This is a genomic window from Mesorhizobium sp. M8A.F.Ca.ET.161.01.1.1, assembly GCF_004792105.1.
Lineage (GTDB): Bacteria > Pseudomonadota > Alphaproteobacteria > Rhizobiales > Rhizobiaceae > Mesorhizobium.
In genome coordinates this window covers 158,705-183,882 of sequence record NZ_SRTD01000010.1, presented here as the reverse complement: position 1 = coordinate 183,882, position 25,178 = coordinate 158,705, and the positions used below count along the sequence as shown (strand labels likewise).

Below are 25,178 nucleotides of genomic sequence, written 5' to 3'. Positions count from 1 at the left end.
TCAGTTGCCGGTGGTCGTTTGCGCTGCCTTGGCACCGGCCGCCTGATCGGGCGTGGCGGCCCCGGCATCGCCACGCTTGGCAGGCACGAGAAGCCTCGTGTTCTGGACGCCGTACTTCCACGGGTCGACCATCTGCATGACGGTGTTGGCGGCCTGCGCCTCACCGGCGGCTGTCGTCACGCCTTCGCTGCGCACATAGTCGTCGCTGGTACAGCCGCTTGCCAAACCGGCAAGAAGCAGTGCGAGGCTCGATCTCAGGACCAGACGCATGGCTTCAGTCCTTCGGCAGGTCGAGGAAATGGCCGACTTTGGTCGCGGAAGCGCCCCGCGCAGCGCTGCCGTCAGCCAGCGCCAGCGCACGGTTGGTGTCCGGCGCCTTCACTTCCTCGGTGTTGTTGAGGAAATAGTCGACATTGCTGGCGGGCTGTGTGCCATCGGTCGGCTCAGCCATTTTCTTCGACGGATCGACCGGCTTGACCAGATAGGGCGTGACGATGATGACCAGGTCGGTCTCGCGCCGCTGATAGGATTTCGACGAGAACAGCGACCCCAGCACCGGCATCTTGCCGAGACCGGGTATGCGAGACGTGATGATGTCGTTCTGGGACTGCAGCAGCCCGGCGATCATGAAGCTCTGGCCGTTCTTCAGGTCGACCGAAGTCTTGGCGCGGCGCACGATGAACCCCGGCACCGAAATGTTGCCGATATTGTACGATGCCGACGCATCGATCGAAGAGACTTCCGGCGCGATGTCGAGGCTGACCAATCCGTCCTTCAGCACGGTCGGCGTAAAGTCCAGGCTGACGCCGTAGTTCTTGTAGCTGACGGAGATATTGCCATTGTCTTCGGAAACCGGGATGGGAAATTCGCCGCCGGCGAGAAAGCTCGCCGTTTCGCCGGAGCGAGCAATCAGGTTCGGTTCGGCCAACCTTCGGGCAAGGCCGCGCTCCTCCAGCGCCTTGATGGCGATATCGATCGAGACGCCATTGGACAGCAGCCGGCCGATGATCTCGCCGGTGCCGGCCGCCGGGACCGGGCCTGGATTGATAGAGACGTCGCGACCGCCGAAGCCGTAAGCGAAATTGGCGCTGTATTTCGCGCCAAGATCCTGCCCGGCCTGGCGATTGATCTCGACGAAGCGGACGTTGAGCTGGACCTGCTGCGACGAGGAGATATTGACCGAATTGATCACCTCCTCATTGCCGGAGAAGCGGGTGGCGATCTTGTTTGCCTTTTCGGCGGCGACCGCGTCATCCGCCTCGCCCGAAAGCACCACGCGTCCATTGGCCGAGCCGACCTTGATCTTGGCGTCCGGCACGCTGGCGCGGATGGTGCTCGCCAATTGGTCGGTGTCGAGCGTCACTTCGATGTCGATGGTGCCGACGAGCTGCTTGTTCTCGTCGAACAGCGCAATGCCGGTGGTGCCGAGATTGTTGCCCAGCACATAGAAGGATTTGTCGGTCAGCGGATTGACGTTGGCGATCTCCGGATCGCCGATGACGATCTGGTAGAAGGCCGCGCTCGTCATGATCGTCTTGGGCTTGCCCTTGGCGACCTTGATCGACGCATTCCTGGTCGACGAGACATGGACGATGTCGTTGTCCGCGTTGGCCGCGCCGACGAAGGCGAGCATGCCGCTCGCGGCCAGTGAAGCCGCCATCGCCAAGGCGCGCACCAAACGCAACCGATCCGTCATTCGATATAGGGTATGCATCGCCATTATCCCGTCCCGCCCGGTCCCCACCGGTCTTTACTTCTGATCCCGCGAAGGAACCTTGTATTCCTCGGCCTGCGTGCCGCGTGTCACGATGACCGTCTTGAACTTCGGCTTCTCCGGCTCCTTGGCGACGGCATCGAACAGGGAGCCGGCCGCCGCCTGGGCCTTGGAAGCCACAGACCCGCCGAAGGAAGAGATGGTGGTGACGCCGTTCTTGCCGTCGCCGCCTTCGCTGGCGGAGCGCAGCGAAAGCGACAGCGTGCCGACGGTGCGGGCCAGCGCCACTTTCTGCGCGCCGTCGCTCGTCACCTCGATGGTCACGGAATTGGCCACCTGCGGCGTCGTCTGGCGCTCGTCGGCGCCCTGCCCGACGCTCAGCACCTTGGCGTCGGCAACGACGATTTCCGAGGTGATGGTCGAACCGGCCGCGCCTTGCGCGTTCTTGGCGACTTCCTGGATTTCGCCGGCATCGCGGGTCAGCACGACATCGACCCGGTCGCCCGGCGTGACGAAGCCGCCGACGCCGGCGATCTCGTCGGTGCGGATGGTGACCGCCCGCATTCCGGGCGTCAGCATATTGGACAGCGTCGCGCGGCCGTTCGGTCCGGACAGCTTGGTGAGCAGCACCGGCTCGTTGACCTCGATCGGCGACAGCACGACCCGGCCACCTTCGCCGAGCAACCCGTCGATGGTCGCAAAGGCGCCCTGCGGCAGGGAATCCTGCGGCCACGGGATTTCGCTGAGTTTGGTGCGATCGAGCTCCATGCCATAACGCAATGGCGCGGTCGCCACCACGATCGTCTTGAATTCGATCCTGGGTGGGGCCGGAGCGGCGATCGAGGCCGTCTTCTCCTGGGCATCGGCCTGGGCCTGGCTCTTGACCCAGAAATCCGCGGCAAAGATCGAGATCGCGCCGAAAACGGCGGCGATGCCGATCATCGTTATGGCCTTGCCCCTCACACCTAAACCCCTGACGCCTGCAGTTTCTTGTTATGTTGGGCTCACGCTAGTCGGCATTGTTAAAGAATCAGGAATCTTGTGCGGTGGCATTCGACCTATTTCCGCCCGCTTGGTTATCGAATGGTTTTAGGGTAAGAAGGGCTAAATCCCCGAACGTAACAGGAACCTCCGTCGCTTGGCGCCGAAAAGCGTGGCAGTATCGACGGGTGATTCGCAGCACCGGACCCTTATGGTTGGCATGGACGACAACAACGATCTCTTCGGCAACATCGACAAGCAGCCGCAGCCGGTTCGCGCGCCGGCGCGCCCAGCGGATCCGCTGGTGCAAGCGGCCGCCAGGCGGCCGGCCGCGGCCAAGGATGGCAGCGAGGGTTACAGCGCCGCCGACATCGAGGTGCTCGAAGGCCTGGAGCCGGTGCGCCGCCGGCCTGGCATGTATATCGGCGGTACCGACGACAAGGCGATGCACCATTTGTTCGCCGAGGTCATCGACAATTCGATGGACGAAGCGGTTGCCGGCCACGCCACCTTCATCGATGTCGAGCTTTCGGCCGACGGCTATCTCACCGTCACCGACAATGGCCGCGGCATCCCGGTCGATCCGCATCCGAAATTCAAGAAGCCGGCGCTCGAAGTGATCATGACGACGCTGCATTCGGGCGGCAAGTTCGATTCCAAGGTCTACGAGACCTCCGGTGGCCTGCACGGCGTCGGCGTTTCCGTCGTCAACGCCCTGTCGGACCATCTCGAGGTCGAAGTCGCGCGCGGCCGCCAGCTTTATCGCCAACGGTTTTCACGCGGCATTCCGGTAAGCGGTCTGGAGCACCTCGGCGAGGTGCACAACCGCCGCGGCACCAGGACGCGTTTCCATCCCGACGAGCAGATCTTCGGCAAGGGTGCGGCCTTCGAGCCGGCACGGCTCTACCGCATGACGCGCTCCAAGGCCTATCTGTTCGGCGGCGTCGAAATCCGCTGGACCTGCGATCCTTCCCTCATCAAGGAAAAGGATCAGACGCCGGCCAAGGCGGAATTCCATTTTCCCGGCGGCCTCAAGGATTATCTGAAAGCGTCGCTAGGCGACGAATTCCAGGTGACGCGCGAAATCTTCGCCGGCAAGAGCGACAGGCAAGGCGGCCATGGCTCACTCGAGTGGGCGGTGACCTGGTTCGGCGGCGACGGCTTCATCAATTCCTACTGCAACACCATTCCGACCGGTGAAGGCGGCACGCACGAGGCCGGCTTCCGCAACGTCCTGACGCGCGGCCTGCGGGCCTATGCCGACCTCGTCGGCAACAAGCGCGCCTCGATCGTCACGTCGGAAGACGTCATGATCTCGGCCGCCGGCATGCTGTCGGTGTTCATCCGCGAGCCGGAATTCGTCGGCCAGACCAAGGACAGGCTGGCGACGATCGAAGCGATACGCATCGTCGAGACCGCGATACGCGACCCGTTCGACCATTGGCTGGCCGACAATCCGCAAGAAGCCTCGAAACTGCTCGACTGGGTGATCGCGCGCGCTGACGAACGGGTGCGCCGCCGCCAGGAAAAAGAGGTGTCGCGCAAGAGTGCGGTGCGCAAGCTGCGCTTGCCGGGCAAGCTCGCCGACTGCACACAGAACGCGGCGGCGGGTGCCGAACTCTTCATCGTCGAAGGCGATTCCGCCGGCGGCTCCGCCAAGCAAGCGCGCGACCGTGCCAGCCAGGCCGTCTTGCCGCTGCGCGGAAAAATCCTCAACGTCGCCAGCGCCGGCAATGACAAGCTGGCCGCCAACCAGCAGATATCGGACCTGATCCAGGCGCTTGGCTGCGGCACGCGGTCAAAGTATCGCGACGAGGATTTGCGCTACGACCGCGTGATCATCATGACCGACGCCGATGTCGACGGCGCCCACATTGCTTCGCTGCTGATCACCTTTTTCTACCAGGAGATGCCGGCGCTGGTACGCGGCGGCCATCTCTATCTGGCGGTGCCGCCGCTTTACTCGATCAGGCAAGGCGGCAAGGTCGCCTATGCCCGCGACGACGCCCACAAGGACGAGCTTCTGCGCACCGAATTCACCGGGCGCGGCAAGGTCGAGCTCGGCCGCTTCAAGGGCCTGGGCGAAATGATGGCCTCGCAGCTCAAGGAGACCACCATGGACCCCAGGAAGCGCACGCTGCTCAGGGTCGACGTGATCGACGCCGAGGCGGCGACCAAGGATGCGGTCGATGCACTGATGGGCACCAAGCCCGAAGCCCGCTTCCGCTTCATCCAGGAACGCGCCGAATTCGCCGAGACGGAAGTGCTGGATATCTAGCCGCTGGCGAGTTTAGCTTGCGTCCCTGACATGGAGACCGGCATGTGACCTGGGCGCGGCTGAAAACCTATTTCGAGACGAGCCTGGCCGGCTTGACGCAACCGACGCGCTCGGACTGGATCTTTGCCCTGCGCACCGTTTCGGCTGGCATGATCGCGCTTCTCGCCGCCTATGCGCTGAAGCTCGACCATCCGCAATGGGCGATGATGACGGTGTTCATCGTCGCCCAGCCGGTTGCCGGCATGGTGCTGGCGAAAGGCTTCTACCGGCTGCTCGGCACGCTTGCCGGGGGTGTCGCGGCAATCGGCATCACCACGGCGTTCGGCACCGGCCCCTGGATTCTGGTGACGGTGCTTGCCGTCTGGATAGGCATCTGCACCTTCGTCTCGTCGCTGCTGCGCAATCCCGAAGCCTATGGCGCCGCCCTTGCCGGCTACACCGCCATGATCATCGGCCTGCCCGCTTTCGGGCAACCGCATCTGGTCGTTGACCTAGCGGTCGCGCGTTGTGCCGAGATCGTGCTCGGCATCGTCTGCGCCGGCCTCACCAGCCGGCTGATCCTGCCCAAACTGGCCAGCGACGCCATCATCTCGCGGCTGAAACGCTGCATTCTCGACCTCGCCACTTACGCCGGCGGAGCGTTTTCCGGCGGGGATCGGGCAACGCTGATCGGCCTGCACCGGAAGCTTGTCGCCGACACCCAGACGCTTGGCGAGATGCGCGCCTATGCCAGGCTCGAAGCGCCGAGCTTCGCACCGCGCGCGCATCCGGTGCGACGCACGATCGGACAACTGCTCTCGGCTCTTTCGGCGGCGCGCGCGCTCTATTCGCATGCCGCTCCGAAAAACGCGGCCCTCATCCCGGTGCGCTCGGAACTGCAAGCCCTTGTAGGCGAACTGGCAACCAAGCCGGGAGCGCTGGACGATACCTCGCCCTGGTTGGCGCGGCTCGACGCGATCTCAACCAAGGCCCGGCAAATGCCCGATGCCTCGGTCGATCAGGGTGAGGACAGGGTCGGAACCATCACCCGCCTCACCATAGCGGCCGATTTCGCCGAGGCGCTGAAACAGGTGCTTCGTGGCCTGGACGCGCTGCGCGCGCCGGTGACCCGCCGACCAGGTCCTGGCAGCCAGCAGCCGGCCCTGGTGGTGCATCGCGACTATCCCGGTGCCGCACGCAACGCCATCCGCGCGGCCGTTGCCACGCTGTTGGTCGCGGCTTTCTGGCTGACGACGAAGTGGTCGGAGGCGGCCGGCACCGTCATCCTGGTTGCCGTCGTGTCGAGCCTGTTTGCCGCTCGCCCCGATCCCGTGCAGGTATCATGGGGTTTCTTCAAGGGAACGCTGCTCGCTTTGCCGTTCGCCTTTCTCGTCGGCCAGATCGCGCTTCCCGCCCTGCCCGGCTTCGGGTGGTTCATGCTCTTCGTGGTGCCCATCATGGTGCCGGCGGCACTCGCCATGGCCAATCCGCGCTATGTCGGCGTGGCGACGGCCTTCGCCATCAATTTCCTGGCTTTCCTCAGCCCGCATCAGGCGATGACCTATGATCCCGGCCCCTTCTTCGCCGGCTCGGCATCGATCCTGGTCGGCATCCTGCTGGCGATCGGGGTCTTCATCGTCGTGTTGCCGGCGGATCCGTGGCTCGCGGCCGACCGCATCGTGCGGGCCATGCGCGAGGATCTGGCGCGGCTTTGCCTGCATGAGCGCGTGCCGAGGCGTTCGGCCTTCGAGAGCCTCGCTTATGACCGGGTCAATCAGTTGATGCCGTTGGTGCAGAATTCCGGCAGGAAGGGCGAGGCGGTGCTGGGCGGCGGCGTCGCCTCCGTCACGGTCGGCCTGGAAATCCTGCGGCTGCGCAGTGCCAGCCAAGACCATGCCATCCCATCGGAAACGGCGCTTTCAATCGCCAACTTCCTGAGGGGATTGGCGCGCGAGCTGCTTTTCCGTGCCCCTGGCGATCCGCAAACAGCGACCGTCGCTGTTGCCCGGCAGTATGCGGCGGGCATCGCCCAGCGAAACGCCACCGGCGACATGCTGCAAATCGCGGCGTCCCTGCGCATCATCGCCGCGGCGATGGAGGATTTCCCGGATTTCTTCGCGAGGGATAAAACCTAGGCTGCGGCGATCGCCAGCGCGTGGCCGCGCGCGTTCTCGCGCAGGGCATCGAGATGGATCGACTTGACCAGAGCGGCAAGATCGCCTTCGGCGGATTGCCCGCCCAACTCCTTGAGCATCAGCCAGCTGACCTCCTGAACGCCGGCGACGCGCTTGCCGTTGGCAACCTCACGCCAGATCTTCAGCGCGCGCAGGATGACCGCATGCGTGGCGGCAGCCAGGCCGGCACTGCGGAACAACGCCTGCAGGGCCACGTCGTGCCCGCCGGCCAGCAGCGCCCTCACCCGTGGCTCGGACTGCTGGCTGAGCGCGACCAGCGCCGAGCCGAAGAAATCGACCTTGCCGTGCGCGATAGTGCGGATCAGGAAGCTGGCGGTCAGATCGCCACGCAGCCTGAGATGCTCGATCAACGCCGCATGCTCTTCCTGGCGCGTGCCTTCGATCAGCGTCACCGAGGCCTTGACGCAGGCCTCCCGCATGACGCGTTCTGCACGCGCGGTTCCCATCAACGCCATGACCAGCGGCGATGTCTTCAATGTCTCGCCAAGCTTGATGAGCAGCATGTGCCGGCAGTCGGCGGGCAGCCTGATATCCGATATCAGCGCCTCGCGCACCAAAGGCAGATGCCCATGGCGCTCCGCCATGCGGCGGAAACTCATCGAAGCGATGGCGGCACCGGTGTTGGCCAGAAGCACGGCGCAGGCCTCCGCCTCGCCGATCTCGGCGATGGCCGCCGACAGCGCCATCGAGACGAGCGGCCGATCGGCGATCAGTTTCTGCGTTGCCTTCTGGCTCGCCGCCACGCGGTTGATCAGATCGGCGTCGGTGAGCAGTGGCGAGCGCGCCAGCACGACACCGGCGACTTCCGGCTGGTCGGCGGCAAGCACGCTTATGATCTGCAGCGGCGCGTGGTGGCTCATCGAGAGCGCTTCCGCCATCGCCAGCCGCACCTTCGACGAGGCGTCGTCGAGCAGCAGCGTCAGCGCCGCTTCGGCGGCGCAGCGGTCCTCGAACGGCAATTCGGAATTGACGTAGGCCCGGGCCAGCGCATTGGCCGCGGCGGCGCGCTCCGACACCCTGGCCGTGTAGATCCATTTCAGGAAATGCGAAACAACAACCATGCCCGTCTGCTTACGCCCCTAGCCGGAAGGTTTCCGGCCCCGTGAGGACGGTAGGCAGAAATGGTTTACGAACGGTTCACCATGTTCATTAACTGGCTTGCGAGCGCTGGATGCAGCGCCTATCAACCGTCAGACAGCGCAGGAGACGGAAATGGCCGGGCTATATCTCGAGGAGTTTGTTGTCGGCCATGTCTTCCAGCACACGCTGCGCAAGACCGTCACCGAGAGCGACAACATGCTGTTTTCGGTGATGACGCTGAACCCGCAGCCGCTGCATATCGACTTCGATTTCGCCGCCAAGAGCGAATGGGGCAAGCCGCTGGTCAACTCGCTGTTCACGCTCGGCCTGATGATCGGCATCTCGGTCAACGACATCACGGTCGGCACCACGGTCGCCAATCTCGGCATGAAGGAAACCGTGTTTCCGCATCCGGTCTTCCATGGCGACACCATCCGTGTCGAGACATCTGTCGTCTCGGTGCGCGAGTCCAAGTCGAAGCCCGACCGCGGCATCGTCGAATTCGAGCACCGCGCCTACAACCAGCATGGCGATCTGGTCGCCAAATGCACCAGGCAAGCGATGATGCTGAAGAAGGCGGCCTGATGCGCTCGCTGCTGTTCGTTCCCGGCGATTCCGAGCGGAAGCTGGAAAAGGGATTCGGCGCCGGCGCCGACGTGGTCATCGTCGATCTCGAGGATTCCGTGGCGCCGCGGAACAAGGCGCAGGCGCGCGAGATAGCGGCGCGCTTCATCCTCGAACGCAGGGGGCAAACCAACCCGGCGATCTATGTCAGGGTCAATGACCTCTCGACCGGGCTGACGGACGATGATCTTGCCAAGCTCGTTCCGGCAAGGCCGGACGGCATCATGCTGCCAAAATCGAACAGCGGCCAGGATATGCAGCAGCTCGCAGCCAAGCTCAGGGTTCGCGAGGCCGAGAACGATCTGCCCGACGGTTCGATAAAAATCCTGCCAATCATCACCGAAACTCCGGCGGGCCTGCTGGCGGCCGCGACCTATGCCGGCGCAAGCGTGCGGCTTGCCGGCCTGACCTGGGGCGCGGAAGACCTGTCGGCCGCGGTCGGCGCGCGTGCGGCCCGCGACGAGCGCGGCCACTACACCGACCTCTTCCGTCACGCCCGCCTGACAACCATCCTCGCGGCGGGGGCCGCGGAGGTCGCCGCGATCGACACCGTGTTTCCGAATTTTCGCGACATGGCGGCCTTCGCCGTGGAATGCACCGAGGCCGAACGCGACGGCTTCACCGGCAAGATGGCGATCCACCCGGATCAGGTGCCCGTCATCAACACCGCCTTCACGCCCTCGGCCGCGGCGGTGAAACAGTCGGCGGCCATCGTTGCGGCGTTCGTGGCAGCGGGAAATCCCGGCGTCGTCGGCATCGACGGCAAGATGTTCGACCGCCCGCATCTGCGGCTGGCCGAACGCCTACTGGCGCGCGCAAGGGCGGCCGGTATACACATCTGACAGCTACTTTTGTTCCCAGCGCGGTCGGCGCATCGAAAAGACCTCGTCGACGCTGGCATAGTCCATATAGCCGAGACGAGCGACATTGCCGGCCTTGGTGATGTCGAACAGGCCATCCTTCAGGAAGGCATCGTCGATATGCACGCCGATCACTTCACCGGCGACGACGACGGCGCTCGTTGGCGATCCGTCGAGCGCCTTTGGGCGAAACACTTCCGTCACCCGGCATTCGAGCGCCGCGGGTGCCGCCGCCACGCGCGGCGGCCTGACGAGACGCGACGGCGCCATGGCGAGATCGGCATAGACGAACTCGTTGACCCCGCGCGGCGCGGCGACGGACGTGTAATTCATCTTCTCCGCAAGGTCGCGGCTGACCAGATTGGCGACGAACTCGCCGGTTTCCTGCGCGAACGAGGCGCTGTCCTTCTCGCCCTCGGAGGAAAACCAGACGATGAAAGGCCGGGTCGAGACGGCGTTGAAGAAGGAGTATGGCGCGAGATTGATCTCGCCCGCCTTGTTCAGCGTCGATATCCAGCCGATCGGCCTCGGCGCCACGATGGCCTTGGCCGGATCGTGCGGCAGTCCGTGCCCCTTGGACGGCTCGTAGAACATCAGTCCGCCCAAGGTCCGGCGTAATCGGCGTAGAGCTTGGCCGGATCGGGCCGTGGCCGCTCCGGCGCCGGACCCGCATAAGAGCCGATATGGATGAAACCAACGACGCGCTCCTGCGGCGCCAGTCCGAGGATCGCCCTGCCCTCCGGCACGTCGGAATACCAGTTGCTGATCATGTTGGTGCCGTAGCCAAGCGCATTGGCAGATATCATCAGATTCAGCGCCGCCATGCCTCCGGACAGGAACATCTCCCATTGCGGGATTTTCGGGTTCTCCCTGGGAATTGACACGACACCGATCACCAGCGGCGCGCGCGAGAACCGCGCCAGTTCCTGGTTGCGGCGGCCTTCCGTCAACGGTCCTTCACGTTGTTCAGCCAGTGCCGCCAGTTGTCTGCCGATCTCGATGCGGGCCTCGCCGCGATAGAGGATGAAGCGCCAGGGTTCAAGCCGTCCATGGTCGGGCACGCGTGTGGCGGCGGCAATCATCGTGGCGATATCGGCGTCGCTGGGCGCAGGCTCCTTGAGATCGGGAATTGGCGCTGAATTTCGGGTCAGCAGGAAGTCGATGATCGGCGACGCCATGGGCGCAAGTCTCCTGGACATTCTGTTTTGAGCTGAAGCGCACCATCGGGAATTCGGGCGGCTCGGGCAAAGGCGCGCTAGCGCCGGGCTGAAGAGTCACGGATCGGACTCTTAAGCCTTGAAATTGCCACCGCCATGGGCTTCAACGCAAGGCATGTTTGAGGGGCGACTGCGTCTTTTCCTGGTCCGGCTCTGCGCCGCGCTGTTCCTGCTGCCGGTCTCCATGGCTGTCGCGCAGGAAAAGGATGGCGTTGGCGACCTGAAACTTCCCGGAATTTCGAGCTATGCGACGCCGAAGAGTGGGACCCCGCTGGCGCTTGGCGGCGGTGGCGCCATCACCCTGTCGGCCCAGTTGACCGACAAGGGCACCGACATCACCCGCGGTCTCGTCTGGCGCGTCTTCAAGCCTGAAGCCGTCAACGGCAAATTGCCGATGGTCGCCTCCGCGCATGGCGGCAGCGCCGTCTTCCAGCTCGAACCCGGCAGCTATCTGGTCCACGCCTCTTATGGCCGCGCCGGCGCCACCAAGCGCATCACCGTCGGCAAGGAAGCCAAGCGAGAAAGCCTGGTGCTCGATGCCGGCGGCCTGAAGCTCGACGCGGTCCTGTCCGGAGGCGTGCGCATTCCGCCGAAAAAACTGCGCTTCTCGATCTATGAGGGCACCGTCGAGGCCAATGGCGACCGCGCGCTGATCATTCCCGATGTCGAACCCAACAGCGTCGTGCGGCTCAATGCCGGCATCTACCATGTCGTCTCGACCTACGGCGCGGTCAATGCCGTCATCCGCTCCGACATCCGCGTCGAGGCCGGCAAGCTGACCGAAGCCACCGTCGAGCATCACGCCGCCGAAATCACGATGAAGCTGGTGCGCGAGGCCGGTGGCGAAGCGATCGCGGATACATCCTGGTCGCTGCTCAACGAATCCGGCGACCCGATCAAGGAAACCGTCGGCGCCTTCGCCTCGATGGTGCTCGCCGAAGGCGACTACACCATCATCGCCAAGAACCGCGACCGGATCTATCAGAAGGATTTCACGGTCGTGGGCGGGCAGAACCAGGAAATCGAGGTTCTCGCCACCGAAGCAGCGGCCATGGATCCGGAAGAAGGCGCGGACTAAAGCAATTCCAGCAAAGGTGCGAAGCGGTTTCGCGTCCGGAATTGCGTAAAAGCAAAGAGACGGCGCATTGGAGGCGATCTCGTTTTCGCCGGAGATGCTCCTTCAGGCCGCCAGTTTCGTTCGGGCCGGCAGGAAAGGAATGCGCCGGCGAGGCAGCTCTGGCGCCAGGTCGAACACGCCGCGATAAAGGCGATCGAGCAACGCTTTGCGGTCGCGCAAAGGCTCCAGTTCGCTCCAGCTGAGCACATTGCCGACGCGCACCTCGATCGCCTTGCCGGACAACCGCGCGAATTCACGGATGAGCAGCGAGGTGCGCAAGGTCAGCGAGGCCTTGCCGACGAATTTGGCCACACGCCCGTCGCGCTCGGCCATGTTCATCGGCCCGCTGACCAGATGGAACAGCCTGCCGTTCTGCCCGGAGAAATGCATGGGAATGACCGATGCCTTGGCTTCCTGGACGAGACGGGCCGGAAACATCTTCCATGGCAGGTCGCGCGCCCGGCCAAAACCCTTTGGCGCGGTGGCGACGCCGCCGGCCGGAAACACCACGATGGTGACACCTTCCTTGAGCAGCCGAACCGCTTCATGGCGCACCGCCATGTTGTTCTTCACAGCTTCCTTGGTCTCGGAAAAGTCGATTGGCAGCGAATAGGGCCCCATCTCGCGAATCCTGAGCAGATCCTTGTGGATCATCACTCGAAAAGGTCGCCCGAGTTGCTCTGCCAGTGACAGCACGGCGATGCCGTCGCCAATGCCGAAGGGATGGTTGGCAATGATCACCAGCGGCGTGTCGGGCAATTGCGCGGGCGGCCATTGGTCGGGCGTTCGCACGCCTACATCGATGAGGTCCAGCATGCGGCTGAACACACGCTCACCGGTCGGCACAACCTGATGGCGCCAGAATTCATAGAGTGCCGCGAACCGGTCGCGGCCCGAAAGGCCTTCCACCGAATGAATGAACCAGCGCGCCAGAGCCGGCTGGTGCGGGTTGGCATAGGAAAGCTCGGGAAATGGTCGTTCGCGCGATTTCAGCTTGAGCATAGCGTTCCGGTACAACATCGCCGTGACAGGGATATGAAAATGGCGGTGGATCGCTCCACCGCCATTCGATCGAAAACAGTCCGAATCAAGCAGCGCGCTTGCGTCGGCGATCAGGTGTGACCGCTTCTTCGGCCAGCCGTTCGATCGCTTCGGCAAGGCCAAGCGATTCCTGGTCGCGCGAACCGAGCCGGCGGATATTTGCGGTCTGCTCCTCCGCCTCGCGCTTGCCGCAGACGAGGATGACCGGCACCTTGGCCAGGCTGTGCTCACGGACCTTGTAGTTGATCTTCTCGTTGCGCAGATCGGCTTCCGCCAACAGCCCGGCGGCTTTCAGCTTCGCCACGACCTCGTTCGCATAGCTGTCGGCGTCCGACGTGATGGTCGCCACCACCACCTGCAGCGGTGCGAACCACAGCGGGAAATGGCCGGAATAGTTCTCGATCAGGATGCCGAGGAACCGCTCCATCGAGCCGCAGATGGCGCGATGCACCATGACAGGCTGCTTCTTCTCGGAATCCGAGCCGATGTAGAAGGCGCCAAAACGCTCCGGCAGGTTGAAGTCGACCTGCGTCGTGCCGCATTGCCATTCGCGGCCGATCGCATCCTTCAGCACATATTCGAACTTCGGCCCGTAGAAGGCGCCCTCGCCCGGATTGATCGAGGTCTTGATCCGATTGCCGGAGCGCGTCCTGATCGTTTCCAGCACGCTGCCCATGATCGCCTCGGCATGATCCCATGCCTCGTCGGTGCCGACGCGCTTGTCCGGCCGCGTCGACAGCTTGACGCTGATTTCGTCGAAACCGAAATCGGCGTAGGTCGACAGGATCAGGTCGTTGATGCGCAAGCACTCGGAAGCCAACTGTTCCTCGGTGCAGAAGATATGCGCATCGTCCTGTGTGAAGCCGCGCACGCGCATCAGCCCGTGCAGCGCGCCCGATGGCTCGTAGCGATGCACATTGCCGAATTCCGCAAGTTTTACGGGCAGATCCCGGTATGACTTCAACCCATGCTTGAAAATCTGCACGTGACCCGGGCAGTTCATCGGCTTCAGCGCGAAGACGCGGTCATCGTCGGTTTCATCGCCGGCGACCGTCACCTTGAACATGGCGTCGCGGTACCAGCCCCAGTGGCCCGACGTCTCCCACAGGCTCTTGTCGAGTACCTGGGGGGCATTGACCTCCTGATAGCCCTGCTCGTCGAGGCGGCGACGCATGTAGTTGACCAGGTTCTGGAACATCTTCCAGCCCTTGGCGTGCCAGAAAACCACGCCCGGCCCCTCTTCCTGAAAATGGAACAGGTCCATTTCGCGGCCAAGCTTGCGGTGGTCGCGCTTCTCGGCCTCCTCCAGCATCGTCTGGTAGCCTTCGAGCTGCGCCTGGTCGGCCCAGGCCGTGCCATAGATGCGTGTCAGCATCGGATTGTTCGAATCGCCGCGCCAATAGGCGCCGGCCACCTTCATCAGCTTGAAGGCGTTGCCGATCTGGCCGGTCGAGGCCATGTGCGGACCACGGCAAAGGTCGAACCAGTCGCCCTGCGCATAGATCTTGAGATCCTGATCCTCGGGAATGGCGTCGATCAGTTCGAGCTTGTAGCGCTCGCCCTTGTCGGCAAAGACCTTTTTTGCCCTGTCGCGCGACCAGACCTCTTTGGTGAACGGCTTGTTGCGCGCGATGATCTCGCGCATCTTCTTCTCGATCACCGGGAAATCGTCCGGGGTGAACGGCTCGTTGCGGGCAAAGTCGTAATAGAATCCGTTCTCGATCACCGGCCCGATGGTCACCTGCGTGCCCGGCCACAATTCCTGCACGGCTTCCGCCAGCACATGCGCGGTGTCATGGCGGATGAGTTCCAGCGCACGCGGGTCTTCGCGGGTGATGATCTCGACCTTGCCGGATTTGCCCACGGGATCACTGAGGTCGCGCACGGTGCCGTCGATGGCATAGGCCACGGCCTTCTTGGCCAGCGACTTGGAGATCGACTCGGCAAGGCCGGCACCGGTCATTGCCGCGTCATAGTCGCGGACGGAGCCATCGGGAAATGTCAGGGAAACGGAATTCAGCATATGGTTCTCCTATCCAGTCCCGCAAACGAGCGCGGGTGGTTGAAATGCATGTCGCCCAAAAATGTATGGCGGTCCTGGATTACGACATGCACAAGATAAAGCCGGAAGCGCCAATCACATGGACAAACGGCAGCGCGCGGGTTTTAGAGGCAGTGCCGGGCCAGGTAAAGAGTGCTGACTGGCCCGGCCGTCAGGAAATGTCGGCAGAGATGTCGCAGACACGTCGCCCAGGCTTGCGCACATCCCCGCAATCGTCTGGAATTGTCGATATGGAAAACGCAACACCCAGCCGAACCGCCCTTGGCGTCGCCCGCATGAGGGCTCTGCATCAATTTTCACCGCAGGCAGGGTTGTTTCGCGATGCCTACGCGATCGCGATTCTGGGTGAAGCCGCTCCCGCGGCGCAGGAGCTTGAGCAGGAAGACGAGCGCCGCCTGCGCATGCGCCTGTTCGTGGCAGCGCGCGCCCGCTTCGCCGAGGACTGGCTGGCGGCGGCAGTGCGTCGCGGTGTCCGCCAACTCGTCGTACTTGGCGCCGGCCTCGATACGTTTTCGCTGCGCAATCCGTATCCGGACCTCAGCGTGTTCGAAGTCGATCACCCGGCCACGCAAGCCTGGAAACGCAAATGCATTGCCGATAGCGGTCTTGCCGAGCCAGCCGCCACCAGATTCGTGCCGGTCGATTTCGAGCGGCAAAGCCTGTCTGCGGAACTGGCCGAGGCCGGTTTGCAGTCGACCGCGCCGGCCTTCTTCATCTGGCTGGGGGTCGTACCCTACCTGACGAAGGAAGCGATCTTCAACACATTGTCCTGGATAGCCGGTATCCCCGGCTCGGAGGTCGTGTTCGACTACAGCGAGCCGACCGAGAACCGCGATGCGGCGGGACAGGCGGCCCAGGCCTTCCATGCGGCGCGCGTCGCGTCTGTCGGGGAGCCTTGGATCAGCTTCTTTGTTCCGGCAGAGCTGGCGAAATCCCTGACTGAACTCGGCTTCGACGAGATCGAAGATCTCAAGAGCGGCGATATCGCCGCTCGCTTTTCCGGAGCACCGAAGGCAATGACGAGCAATTCCGGCGGCCACATCATCCGCGCCCGCCGAAGCGCTTAAGCAAATCCAGGAAAAGCGTGCTGCGTTCTCCCGGGAGAAGCGCGTAGCGCTTCCCCTTGGGAATTGCGTGGAAATCAAACTCATTTCACCAGCTGCGGCAGGTCCTTCAGGAACGCGGCCCGTGTCGCCAACCCCTTCGGCATGTCGGTCCGCTTCGCATCGACGACGAGCCGGGCGAACACGATCTGGCGGCCATCTTTCCGCGCCCAGCCGACAAACCAGCCGAGCGAGCGCTTGTCCTTGCCGCCCTCGACGAGCCTGGTGCTGCCGGTCTTGCCCTGAACGGCCCAATCGCCGGCCTTGAAGCTCGGTATGATGGCCCGTGTCATTTCATGCGCCTTGGCCGACACTGGCATCGTGCCGGCGAGCAGTTGCCGCAGGAAGGCGACCTTTTCGACCGGCGTGATCTCGAGCGAGGAGTTCACCCAGGAATGGGTCAGTCCGTCATCCTTGCCGGGTTTGCCGGAAACGTCGCCGTTGCCGTAGTTGAGCTTCGATACATAGCCGGCAAATTTCTCGGCTCCAAGCCTGCGGGTGATCTCGCGTGAGAACCAGATGATGGAATCACGTTCCCAGATCGTCGGATCGACGGTTTTCTGGTCGCGCTTCACCGCCTTGAACTCAGGGTTGTAGTCCCATGCCGGAGTGTGTTGATCGGTGAGGATGCCTGCGTCGTAGCCGATCAGCGAAAGCGGCACCTTGAACGTCGATGCCGGGCTGAAGCGCTGGTCGCAGGTACCATCCTGGTAAAGCGTCTTGCCGCTCTGGGCGTCGGCGATGAGCGTACAATGCACATCCGCGAGCGGCGCCGATTGAGCACGCATCGGAAATCCCAACAGCCAGGCAAGCAGGAACAGGATTCCGGCAAAGATGAAGGGAAGACGGTCGATGTTGCGCATGGGATGCTCGCTCCAGGAGGGGTTCGCGAGCGGGCTTAGCGAGGGCTCTTGTCTCGATTTTGTCTCAAATGCGCAGTTGTTGTGCAGGCGAGCGTTAACCCTACCGGATCGTAAACCGGCGCGGCTGGCGCCGCGTGAGCAGCTTCCTCATCCCTGCGCTTCGCCTCGCTTACGGCCGATCCCCCAGTACCGCCATGGCATGAACCAGGCGTAGCGGGGCGCCAGAACCTCCGGCACGAGGTCGATGCCGTGCGTGCCGAATGGACCGCAGCGCAGCACGCGGAACAACCCCATCCAGCCACCGGCCCAAAGACCATGACGGGCGATTGCCTCATGCGCATATTCCGAACAGGTCGGCAGATGCCGGCAGGAATTGCCGACAAAGCCGGACAGCGTCAGTTGGTAAAGCCGCACGAGCGAGGTGCCGAGCACGCGGCCGGGTGTCTTGCGCCAAGGGCCGGGCCAATTGCGGCCGCGCCTCGACGCTCCGGCTGTATGCGCATGCCCGTGCTGGTCGCCCACTGCGATCTCCGCGTTTCCAGCTGATAGATGTGCGCTTGCGCCGGAGAACGCAATCCCGCTCGCCCCGCCGTCACGGGCGGTAACGGCGAAATGGCTGCCGGTCGACCGGAGGTACCCACCGGCCAGGGTGGGGCCACTCGTCGTGATGCCTTGCATCGCGTCTTTCGTCACGCCATTGAAACGTCGCGATCCGCATGACATCGCCGAGGATGTTCAGGAACTGGATCATGGTCGTGTCTCCTTTGACCGGATTAGACCGCTGCTGGCCTTCGCCTTCAAACGAGTATAATTTCCGCTTCGGATAATCCTGGGTTATGCGAAAATGAAGCGTGGACGCCTGCCCCTGACGGCATTGAGGAGCTTCGAGGCGGCTGGGCGGCATGTGAGCTTCAGCAAGGCCGCCGAGGAGCTTTTGGTCTCGCAGGCGGCGATCAGCCGGCAGATCCGCGAACTCGAAACCTTCCTGCGCCAACCGCTTTTCGAACGGCACCATCGCCGCGTCGAACTGACGGATGCGGGCCGCCGGCTGCTTGCTCAACTGATGACGAGCTTCGATGCGATTGACCGCCTGCTCGACGATCTGGCCGCCAGCCCGGCCCAGTTCGTGGTTCGCGTCAGCGTCGAACCTTCGCTCGCAGCGGTGTGGCTGGTGCCGAGGCTCAACCGGTTCCGGCAGTTGCGGCCCGACATCGACGTTTCCCTCGAAGTCGACCCAAGGCTGATCGAGTTCCGCAGCGACCAGCCCGAACTTGCCTTGCGTTTCAGCTCACGCTCGACGTCATGGCCCCGTAGCGAGGCCGAACGGCTGGCTTCAACAGTCGATTCGCCGGTTCTGTCGCCGGCGCTGCTTTCATCGGGCCCAACCCTCGAGAAGCCGGCCGATCTTGCTCGCTTCACGCTTTTGCACGAGGAAAACCGCCAGGGTTGGGCGCGCTGGTTCGAGGCGGCGGGCGTGCCTGCCGATGCCGTGCCCGCGCGCGGGCCGATGCTTGCGGACGCCTCGCTCTCGAAGCAGGCCGCGCTGCTTGGACATGGGGTGGCGCTGGGCGATATCCTTCAGATTGGCGAAGAATTGGCGACCGGGGCACTGGTCAAGCCGTTCGACATCGATGTCGCGTCCGGCGCTTATTGGCTGGTGGCCAGGAGTTTGCACGATCTCTCCGAACCGGCAGCGGCCTTCGCCGATTGGCTGAGGGGCGAATTTGCCGACAGCAGGCTGGCGCTGAAAGCGCCGGCCTGAGCCATTGCCCTGGCAAGATTCCGCTACTTTGCTTTGTATTTTCGAAAAGTTTGTCGAGATCGTTGACGTCCAGGGGCGGATGTCCCGCCGCAGGGTCGTCTGCCGGGTTGAATGTGACGACGATGTCCCGCCACAAATCATAGTGGGCGGCGTAGGATGCCAGCCCGGGAAACGGCGCGCAGCGTGTGATTGCCCGAATGGCGGCTTCGGCAACCTTATCCCGTGGCGGTGTCACGGGGCCGACGATTTTTGGCGGGCCGGCGAGCGATCCGTCCTTGTTCAGGCTGATCCGATCGCGTGCAATGCTTGTGGGCATGCTCCAACAGGCTTGGATAGCCTTCATGAGATAGTCGCCGATATCGCGCTGGACCGCTGGTTCCGCCCCGCACGAGCCGCCGCTCGACACAAGTGAAGCGGCAAGAATGCCGGCGAACATGAGGTTATTGCATGAATGACCGGCTGTGCCCTGGCTGGACCCGCCCGCCGCCGTAAGGCCAAAGCCCACGCTCAGGCCGCTTCGTCGGCGCGCTTCTTCTCGATCTGGCCGATCGCGTCGACCACCGCGTCGAAGGTCAGCATGGTGGACGCATGGCGCGCCTTGTAGTCGCGCACCGGCTCCAAATAGCCGAGGTCGGCGAAGCGGCCTTCCGGCGGCGCGCCGTTCTCCTTCAGCATCTTCAGCATGGTCTCGCGCACCGCGCGCAATTCCTCGGCGCTGGCGCCGACGACATGTTGCGCCATGATCGAGGACGATGCCTGGCCGAGCGCGCAGGCTTTCACGTCGTGGGCGAAGTCGGTAACCACGCCGTCCTCCATCTTGAGATCGACGGTAACGGTCGAACCGCACAGCTTGGAATGCGCCTTCGCGGTCGCGTCTGGATGATCGAGCCGGCCGATGCGGGCGATGTTTCCGGCAAAACCGAGAATTTTCGCGTTGTAGACGTCGTTGATCATTATTTTCCAATCCGTCGCCGCCAAGCGAACAGCGATTGCCGTTGTTGCGTCTTTCATTCGCTCGGCACGACCATATATAATGCTGGCAGTCCGGTATCGACAAGGCGGCGAACGCCACCGTCCTTGCCGGGAAGTTCACGCCGCTTACGGGGCTGGAAACGGGGCGAGTTTCCGACACCGAAAGGTCGTGGTCCGTTCAACTCGTTCCTCCTGAGAGAGGAACTACGGGAGACGCCTTTTATGGATGCCGTCATCAAGAAGCTCATGCCCCAGTCCGCCTACATGGAAAAGCCGGTCACCGACCGCCCGAGCGAAGCCGAAGTCGAGGCTGCCGTGCACACCTTGCTACGTTGGACCGGCGACAATCCGGATCGCGAGGGTTTGATCGACACCCCCAAGCGCGTGGCCAAGGCCTACCGTGAAATGTTCGGCGGCTACGACATGTGCCCGGCGGACGAGCTCGGCCGCACCTTCGAGGAGGTCGCCGGCTACGATGACCTGGTCATCGTCAAGGACATCCAGTTCCATTCGCATTGCGAGCATCACATGGTGCCGATCATCGGCAAGGCGCATGTCGGCTATCTGCCCGATGGCAAGGTGGTCGGCTTGTCGAAGATCGCCCGCGTCGTCGATATCTTCGCCCATCGCCTGCAGACGCAGGAAGCGTTGACCGCGCAGATTGCCGGTGTCATCCAGGACGTACTCAACCCGCGCGGCGTCGCCGTCATGATCGAGGCCGAGCACATGTGCATGGCCATGCGCGGCATCCGCAAGCAGGGCTCAACCACGCTGACCTCAACCTTCACCGGCGTCTTCAAGGATACGCCTGAAGAGCAGGTTCGTTTTGTCACCATGGTGCGCGGCGGCGGGGCGTGAGCCCCTTGCCGACGTCACGGTCAACAGGAAAATAGACCTGATATGTCGGCACTGGAATTCCCAAAAGCTCCGTCAGACAAGAAGACCCTGGAAGAAGGCGCGGTGTTCTCGCCGCGCTTCGACGCCAACGGCCTGGTCACCGTCGTCGTCAGCGATGCCGCCGACGGCATGCTGCTGATGGTCGCGCATATGAATGCGCAAGCGCTGGCACTGACGCTGGAGACAGGCATCGCCCACTACTGGTCGCGCTCGCGCAACACGCTCTGGAAGAAGGGCGAAACCTCTGGCAATTTCCAGCATGTCGTCGAGATGCTCACGGATTGTGACCAGGATGCGTTGTGGTTGCGCGTGAAAGTGTTGGGCCACGACGCAACTTGTCACACTGGCCGACGTTCATGCTTTTATCGGACGGTGGGGCTGATCGACGGCAAGGGGACGCTTGCCGACGACGGCAGCAAGCCGCTGTTCGATGCGGAAAACACGTATCGGAAGCCATCAGCTTGAACCTTCTGCCTCACATCAACCACACAGATTCATCATTTCGATACGGCCCATCCGTATATTAGCTTTGGGACAAGGGAGATCATGATGCTCGAATGGGCGTCATTGCGTAGCAGACCAGACGTCAGGGAGGCCAACGGCCTGTCCTCGACCGGCGGCGCATCCGAAACAAAATCCCCCAAGAAAACAGGTATTTCGCTGGCGCTCGGCGGCGGTTGCGCCAGAGGCTGGGCGCATATCGGCGTGCTGCGCGCGCTCGATGAAGCCGGCATCGAAGTTTCGATGATTGCCGGTACCTCGATCGGTGCTCTGGTCGGCGGCTGTTATCTTGCCGGCAAACTGGATGAGCTGGAAGAGTTCGCCCGCAGCCTCACCAGACGGCGCATCTTCGGCCTGCTCGATCTCAACCTGCGCGGCAGCGGCCTCTTCGGCGGCATGAAACTGGACGCGCGCCTGCGCGAGCACGTGGCCGGTATCCGCTTCGACGATCTGCCAAAGCCGTTTGTCTGCGTCGCATCGGAAATCCGCACCGGCCACGAGATCTGGCTGTCGAGCGGTTCGCTGATCACGGCCATGCGCGCATCCTACGCACTGCCCGGCGTGTTCGAGCCGGTCGATTGCAATGGTCGTGTGCTGGTCGACGGCGCGCTGGTCAATCCGGTGCCCGTTTCGGTCTGCCGCGCCTACGAGCAGCCGCTCGTCGTGGCGGTCAACCTGCACTACGACCTGTTCGGCCGCGCCGCCGTGATCAAGCACAGTGCCGGCGAACTGGTTATCGAAAAGGACGCCCCAAGGCCCGGCCAGGTCAACGCCCAGCACCAATCGCACCAGACGCGTCTGGGCATCACCGGCGTGATGGTCGAAGCCTTCAACATCATCCAGGACCGCATTTCGCGCGCCAGGCTTGCCGGGGATCCGCCCGACATGTCGCTGCAGCCCAAGCTCAGCCATATCGGCCTGACCGAATTCCACCGGGCCGACGAAGCGATCCAGCTCGGTTACCAGGCGACGATGGCGCAGATCGGCGAACTGACACGGCTGCAGACGGTTCTCGCCTAGATCATCTAGCTCTATTCGCTTGCGCACAAACTGATTGCAAGATGCAATTGGTCATGGTGATCTGCGCCAATTGAAGCGGAGGTGCCGATGGCCAGGATTGTCTATTCCATGCTGACGTCGTTGGACGGCTACATCGCCCGATCGGACGAGGACATCGGCTTGCCGGTACCCGAAGCAGAGCTGCACCAGCATTTCAACGACATGATGAGACAGGCCTCCGCCGTGCTCGCGGGACGGCGCATGTACGAGACCATGCGCTTCTGGGACAGCCCTGAGCGCGAGACCGGCGCCACCGAGGTCGAGCGGGATTTTGCCCGTGCATGGCGGGAGACGCCGAAGATCGTCTTCTCGACCACGCTTCAGCAAGTCGGGGCCAATGCCCGGCTGGTGGATGACGATGCCGAGAACACGGTAAAGTCTCTCAAGGCACGGGCCGATGGCCTCGTCATCCTCGGCGGCGCCGATCTTGCGGCGTCCCTGGCACGAGCCGGTCTCATTGATGAATACCGGCTCTACATGCATCCTGTGGTGGTGGGTGGCGGCAAGCCATACTTCCAATCCGGCCTGTCGCTGACGCTGAAACCGCTCGGCACGGAAAGTCTTACCCAGGGCGTGACGTTGCTGCGTTATGCACCGGCCAGCTGAATTGCCCGGTTTCCGCCGCGCGGCTATGCCCGCGCAGCATCGATGATGCGAAACTGCACCGTGCGGTTGCCGTTCCAGTGATTGCCCGACAGCGAGCCGGCGACATGCACGGTCTTGCCTCGGTTCTTGAACAGGAATTCGCCAAGCACGGTGTCGACGGCGCGAAAGGCGATCGCCTGGATGCGGCCGCCGCTCTCCGACTGCAAATCAGCCCGAATATGGTTGGTGCCGACCGGCCTGATATCGACCAGCCGATGGCGCGGCAGCACGAAAACCGGCGCGACATGCCCGGCGCCGAAGGGGCCCGCCTTCTCCAGCGCGTCGAGCAGGCCGAGCGTCGCGCCTTCCGCGGCAAGCGCGCCGTCGATCGCCAGGCTTTCCTCATCCTGCAACCGGAAAACGTCGGCAGCCGCGCGCTCCTCGAAGAAGGCCCTGAGTTCGCCCAGCCTTGCGCGCTCGACGGTGATGCCGGCGGCCATGCCATGGCCGCCGCCCTTGACGATGAGCCCGGCAATGGCCGCCTCGCGTACCAGCCGGCCAAGATCGAAACCCGACACCGAACGGCCCGAACCGGTACCGATGCCCACAGCGTTGAAGGCGATGGCGAAAGCCGGCCGCCGCGCATGATCCTTCAATCGCGAGGCCAGCAGGCCGACAATGCCGGGATGCCAGTTGTTGCTGGCGGTGACGACGATCGCCGGGCCGCTGCCGCCCGCCAGCTCGGCATCGGCCTCGGCGCGCGCGGCGGCAAGCATCTCCTGCTCCATCAGCTGCCGCTCCTGGTTCAGCCGGTCGAGCGTCTCGGCGATGGTCTGCGCCTCGACCGGATCGTCCGTTGCAAGCAGCCGGCTGCCGAGCGCCGCATCGCCGATGCGTCCGCCCGCATTGATGCGCGGGCCGATCAGATAGGCGAGATGGAAGGTGCTGATCGGCTCGCCGATGCGCGACACCCGCGCAAGGGCAGCCATCCCTTCATTCTTCTGCTGCCGCGCCATTTGCAGGCCCTTGACGACGAAGGCGCGATTGACGCCGGTGAGCGGCACCACGTCGCAGACGGTCGCAAGCGCCACGAGATCGAGCAGGGAAAGCAGGTCCGGCGGCGCGGCGTCGGTCATCGCGCGCAGCACCTTCGCAGTCTGCACCAGAGCGAGAAAGACCACGCCGGCGGCACAGAGATGGCCCTGCCCGGAAAGGTCGTCGTCGCGATTGGGATTGACGACGGCATGCGCCGCCGGTAGCGCGCCGCCAACCTGGTGGTGGTCCAGCACCACGACATCGGCGCCCGCCTCCTTGGCTGCCTCGACGGAAGCGGCGCTGTTGGTGCCGCAATCGACGGTGACGATCAGCGTCGCGCCGCGCGAGACCAGTTCGCGCATGGCATCGGGATTGGGACCGTAGCCTTCGAAAATACGATCCGGGATATAGATTTCCGACGGCACCGAGAAATGCGCGAGAAACCGCTTCAGCAAGGCCGACGAGGCCGCGCCATCGACGTCGTAGTCACCGAAGATCGCTATTTTTTCCCGGGCCACGACGGCGGCGGCGATGCGGATGGCGGCCTTGTCCATGTCGGTCAATGAGGCCGGGTTCGGCAACAGGTCGCGGATCGTCGGGTCGAGAAACCGCTCGGTCTCATCAGCGGTCACGCCGCGTCCGGCAAGAACGCGCGCGACGATGTCCGGCACGCCATGGCCTTGCGCGATGGCGAGCGCGATCATGTCCTGCCGTTCGGTCAGCCGGTGCTCCCAGGAGAGACCGGTAGCCGACTGCCTGACATCGAGGAAGAGGCGCCTTTCGCCTGTCATGCGCTTTGCCAACTCATGGTTGGCCGCAGAATAATGCATGTCGCCAAAAAGTGTGCAGCGGTTTTGGGATAACCACATGCACAAACAACACCCGAAAGCGCGTCGCGTTAACGCGACGCGCTTTAGGGCCAAAGGCCGGCAAGGCCAAGCGGTTCGCGGCAGTAGGCGTCGCAGAAGAATTCAAGAACAACTACGCTTTCCGCTTTTCAGCCTGTCGTCGGCTGCATCTCCCCTCGTCTTTTCCCGACCGTCCTTGAGCCAGGCCATGAAGGGTCGATCGAACCTGAACGTGACGCCGCATTCACGGGTGAGAAAGCGGCGCGCGTTCTGGGTGTTGCGATAGGATTTTGTGATGGGAGTGGCACGCAGGATCGGATCCGCGTGCCAGTCAAACGCCTTCATCGTCAATCCTTGCGCGGCCAGGTTCAGATGCCGCCAATGGCTAACAACTGCGACCCGGCT

The 25,178-nt window shown here is 63.5% G+C and carries 25 protein-coding genes; 11 read left to right on the top strand and 14 right to left on the bottom strand.

What is annotated here, in order from left to right; all coding sequences use genetic code 11:
• From EN804_RS23415 to cpaB, 3 genes are all read right to left on the bottom strand, one after another.
• Positions 1 to 270: a hypothetical protein gene (locus tag EN804_RS23415; protein WP_135921484.1), complete on the bottom strand. Its 270-nt coding sequence runs from the start codon at positions 268 to 270 to the stop codon at positions 1 to 3.
• Between the two features lie 4 nt (positions 271 to 274).
• Positions 275 to 1,660, bottom strand: coding sequence for a type II and III secretion system protein family protein (locus tag EN804_RS23410; RefSeq protein ID WP_245512062.1), 1,386 nt, complete (start codon positions 1,658 to 1,660; stop codon positions 275 to 277).
• A gap of 90 nt (positions 1,661 to 1,750) precedes the next feature.
• Positions 1,751 to 2,656: a Flp pilus assembly protein CpaB gene (gene cpaB, locus EN804_RS23405; protein ID WP_135921483.1), complete on the bottom strand. Its 906-nt coding sequence runs from the start codon at positions 2,654 to 2,656 to the stop codon at positions 1,751 to 1,753.
• A 259-nt stretch (positions 2,657 to 2,915) separates the two neighbouring features.
• Here cpaB and parE point away from each other — a divergent pair, with 259 nt between their 5' ends.
• Together parE and EN804_RS23395 are read left to right on the top strand one after the other, a co-directional pair.
• The gene (parE, locus tag EN804_RS23400; RefSeq protein WP_127872620.1) at positions 2,916 to 4,973 is read left to right on the top strand and encodes a DNA topoisomerase IV subunit B; all 2,058 of its coding nucleotides are present in this window, start codon (positions 2,916 to 2,918) and stop codon (positions 4,971 to 4,973) included.
• Between the two features lie 44 nt (positions 4,974 to 5,017).
• Positions 5,018 to 7,087, top strand: coding sequence for an FUSC family protein (locus EN804_RS23395; RefSeq protein ID WP_127872621.1), 2,070 nt, complete (start codon positions 5,018 to 5,020; stop codon positions 7,085 to 7,087).
• Here the strand turns inward: EN804_RS23395 and EN804_RS23390 are convergent.
• Positions 7,084 to 8,208, bottom strand: coding sequence for a DUF2336 domain-containing protein (locus EN804_RS23390; RefSeq protein ID WP_135921482.1), 1,125 nt, complete (start codon positions 8,206 to 8,208; stop codon positions 7,084 to 7,086). The genes EN804_RS23395 and EN804_RS23390 overlap by 4 nt on opposite strands.
• 151 nt (positions 8,209 to 8,359) lie before the next feature.
• On the opposite strand from EN804_RS23390, the gene EN804_RS23385 reads away from it, so the two are divergent.
• Entirely contained in the window at positions 8,360 to 8,812 is a 453-nt protein-coding gene (locus EN804_RS23385; protein WP_056572267.1) for a MaoC family dehydratase, read from the top strand.
• The gene (locus EN804_RS23380) at positions 8,812 to 9,693 is read left to right on the top strand and encodes a CoA ester lyase (protein WP_135921481.1); all 882 of its coding nucleotides are present in this window, start codon (positions 8,812 to 8,814) and stop codon (positions 9,691 to 9,693) included. Before EN804_RS23385 ends, EN804_RS23380 begins: the two co-directional genes overlap by 1 nt.
• A gap of 3 nt (positions 9,694 to 9,696) precedes the next feature.
• Here the strand turns inward: EN804_RS23380 and EN804_RS23375 are convergent, their stop codons facing one another.
• Positions 9,697 to 10,305 carry a flavin reductase family protein gene (locus EN804_RS23375; protein WP_135921480.1) on the bottom strand — a complete coding sequence of 203 codons (609 nt, stop codon included), beginning with the start codon at positions 10,303 to 10,305 and terminating at the stop codon, positions 9,697 to 9,699.
• On the bottom strand, positions 10,305 to 10,889 hold the full coding sequence (locus EN804_RS23370) for a nitroreductase (RefSeq protein ID WP_127277445.1): 585 nt from the start codon (positions 10,887 to 10,889) through the stop codon (positions 10,305 to 10,307). The genes EN804_RS23375 and EN804_RS23370 overlap by 1 nt, the downstream gene beginning before the upstream one ends.
• Positions 10,890 to 11,043: 154 nt before the next feature.
• Here EN804_RS23370 and EN804_RS23365 point away from each other — a divergent pair, with 154 nt between their 5' ends.
• Complete coding sequence (locus EN804_RS23365; RefSeq protein WP_135921479.1) at positions 11,044 to 12,006, top strand: hypothetical protein; 963 nt, start codon at positions 11,044 to 11,046, stop codon at positions 12,004 to 12,006.
• A 102-nt stretch (positions 12,007 to 12,108) separates the two neighbouring features.
• Here EN804_RS23365 and EN804_RS23360 read toward each other — a convergent pair whose 3' ends face one another.
• Positions 12,109 to 13,047, bottom strand: a complete 939-nt coding sequence (locus EN804_RS23360; protein WP_135921478.1) for a GNAT family N-acetyltransferase — start codon at positions 13,045 to 13,047, stop codon at positions 12,109 to 12,111.
• 85 nt (positions 13,048 to 13,132) lie between these two features.
• Positions 13,133 to 15,109, bottom strand: coding sequence for a threonine--tRNA ligase (thrS, locus tag EN804_RS23355; protein ID WP_135921477.1), 1,977 nt, complete (start codon positions 15,107 to 15,109; stop codon positions 13,133 to 13,135).
• A gap of 44 nt (positions 15,110 to 15,153) precedes the next feature.
• Between thrS and EN804_RS23350 the strand changes: the two genes are divergently transcribed.
• The gene (locus EN804_RS23350; protein WP_245520945.1) at positions 15,154 to 16,215 is read left to right on the top strand and encodes a class I SAM-dependent methyltransferase; all 1,062 of its coding nucleotides are present in this window, start codon (positions 15,154 to 15,156) and stop codon (positions 16,213 to 16,215) included.
• Between the two features lie 80 nt (positions 16,216 to 16,295).
• On the opposite strand, the gene blaOXA is transcribed toward EN804_RS23350, so the two are convergent.
• The 3 genes from blaOXA to EN804_RS37305 form a co-directional block, all read right to left on the bottom strand.
• On the bottom strand, positions 16,296 to 17,114 hold the full coding sequence (gene blaOXA / locus EN804_RS23345; protein ID WP_135921476.1) for a class D beta-lactamase: 819 nt from the start codon (positions 17,112 to 17,114) through the stop codon (positions 16,296 to 16,298).
• Positions 17,115 to 17,261: 147 nt separating this feature from the next.
• Positions 17,262 to 17,636, bottom strand: a complete 375-nt coding sequence (gene yidD / locus EN804_RS23340; RefSeq protein WP_127872627.1) for a membrane protein insertion efficiency factor YidD — start codon at positions 17,634 to 17,636, stop codon at positions 17,262 to 17,264.
• Between the two features lie 70 nt (positions 17,637 to 17,706).
• Positions 17,707 to 17,865, bottom strand: coding sequence for a hypothetical protein (locus tag EN804_RS37305; protein ID WP_189524555.1), 159 nt, complete (start codon positions 17,863 to 17,865; stop codon positions 17,707 to 17,709).
• Positions 17,866 to 17,958: 93 nt separating this feature from the next.
• Here EN804_RS37305 and EN804_RS23335 point away from each other — a divergent pair, with 93 nt between their 5' ends.
• Positions 17,959 to 18,876, top strand: coding sequence for a LysR substrate-binding domain-containing protein (locus tag EN804_RS23335; RefSeq protein ID WP_135921475.1), 918 nt, complete (start codon positions 17,959 to 17,961; stop codon positions 18,874 to 18,876).
• Positions 18,877 to 19,383: 507 nt separating this feature from the next.
• Here the strand turns inward: EN804_RS23335 and EN804_RS23330 are convergent.
• The gene (locus EN804_RS23330; RefSeq protein ID WP_015317578.1) at positions 19,384 to 19,830 is read right to left on the bottom strand and encodes an iron-sulfur cluster assembly scaffold protein; all 447 of its coding nucleotides are present in this window, start codon (positions 19,828 to 19,830) and stop codon (positions 19,384 to 19,386) included.
• A gap of 240 nt (positions 19,831 to 20,070) precedes the next feature.
• Between EN804_RS23330 and folE the strand changes: the two genes are divergently transcribed.
• From folE to EN804_RS23310, 4 genes are all read left to right on the top strand, one after another.
• A complete protein-coding gene (gene folE / locus EN804_RS23325) occupies positions 20,071 to 20,706 on the top strand; it encodes a GTP cyclohydrolase I FolE (RefSeq protein WP_127277424.1) in 636 nt (211 codons plus the stop codon).
• 42 nt (positions 20,707 to 20,748) lie between these two features.
• Positions 20,749 to 21,210 (top strand): phosphoribosyl-AMP cyclohydrolase, encoded by a 462-nt coding sequence (hisI, locus tag EN804_RS23320; RefSeq protein ID WP_127277422.1) that lies wholly within the window; start codon positions 20,749 to 20,751, stop codon positions 21,208 to 21,210.
• A gap of 84 nt (positions 21,211 to 21,294) precedes the next feature.
• Positions 21,295 to 22,266 carry a patatin family protein gene (locus EN804_RS23315; RefSeq protein ID WP_127872630.1) on the top strand — a complete coding sequence of 324 codons (972 nt, stop codon included), beginning with the start codon at positions 21,295 to 21,297 and terminating at the stop codon, positions 22,264 to 22,266.
• Positions 22,267 to 22,353: 87 nt separating this feature from the next.
• Positions 22,354 to 22,911, top strand: a complete 558-nt coding sequence (locus tag EN804_RS23310) for a dihydrofolate reductase family protein (RefSeq protein WP_127277416.1) — start codon at positions 22,354 to 22,356, stop codon at positions 22,909 to 22,911.
• A gap of 23 nt (positions 22,912 to 22,934) precedes the next feature.
• Here the strand turns inward: EN804_RS23310 and recJ are convergent, their stop codons facing one another.
• Complete coding sequence (gene recJ, locus EN804_RS23305) at positions 22,935 to 24,716, bottom strand: single-stranded-DNA-specific exonuclease RecJ (RefSeq protein ID WP_135864349.1); 1,782 nt, start codon at positions 24,714 to 24,716, stop codon at positions 22,935 to 22,937.
• A gap of 180 nt (positions 24,717 to 24,896) precedes the next feature.
• Complete coding sequence (locus EN804_RS23300; RefSeq protein WP_127281084.1) at positions 24,897 to 25,118, bottom strand: DUF6434 domain-containing protein; 222 nt, start codon at positions 25,116 to 25,118, stop codon at positions 24,897 to 24,899.
• Positions 25,119 to 25,178 lie beyond the last annotated feature (60 nt).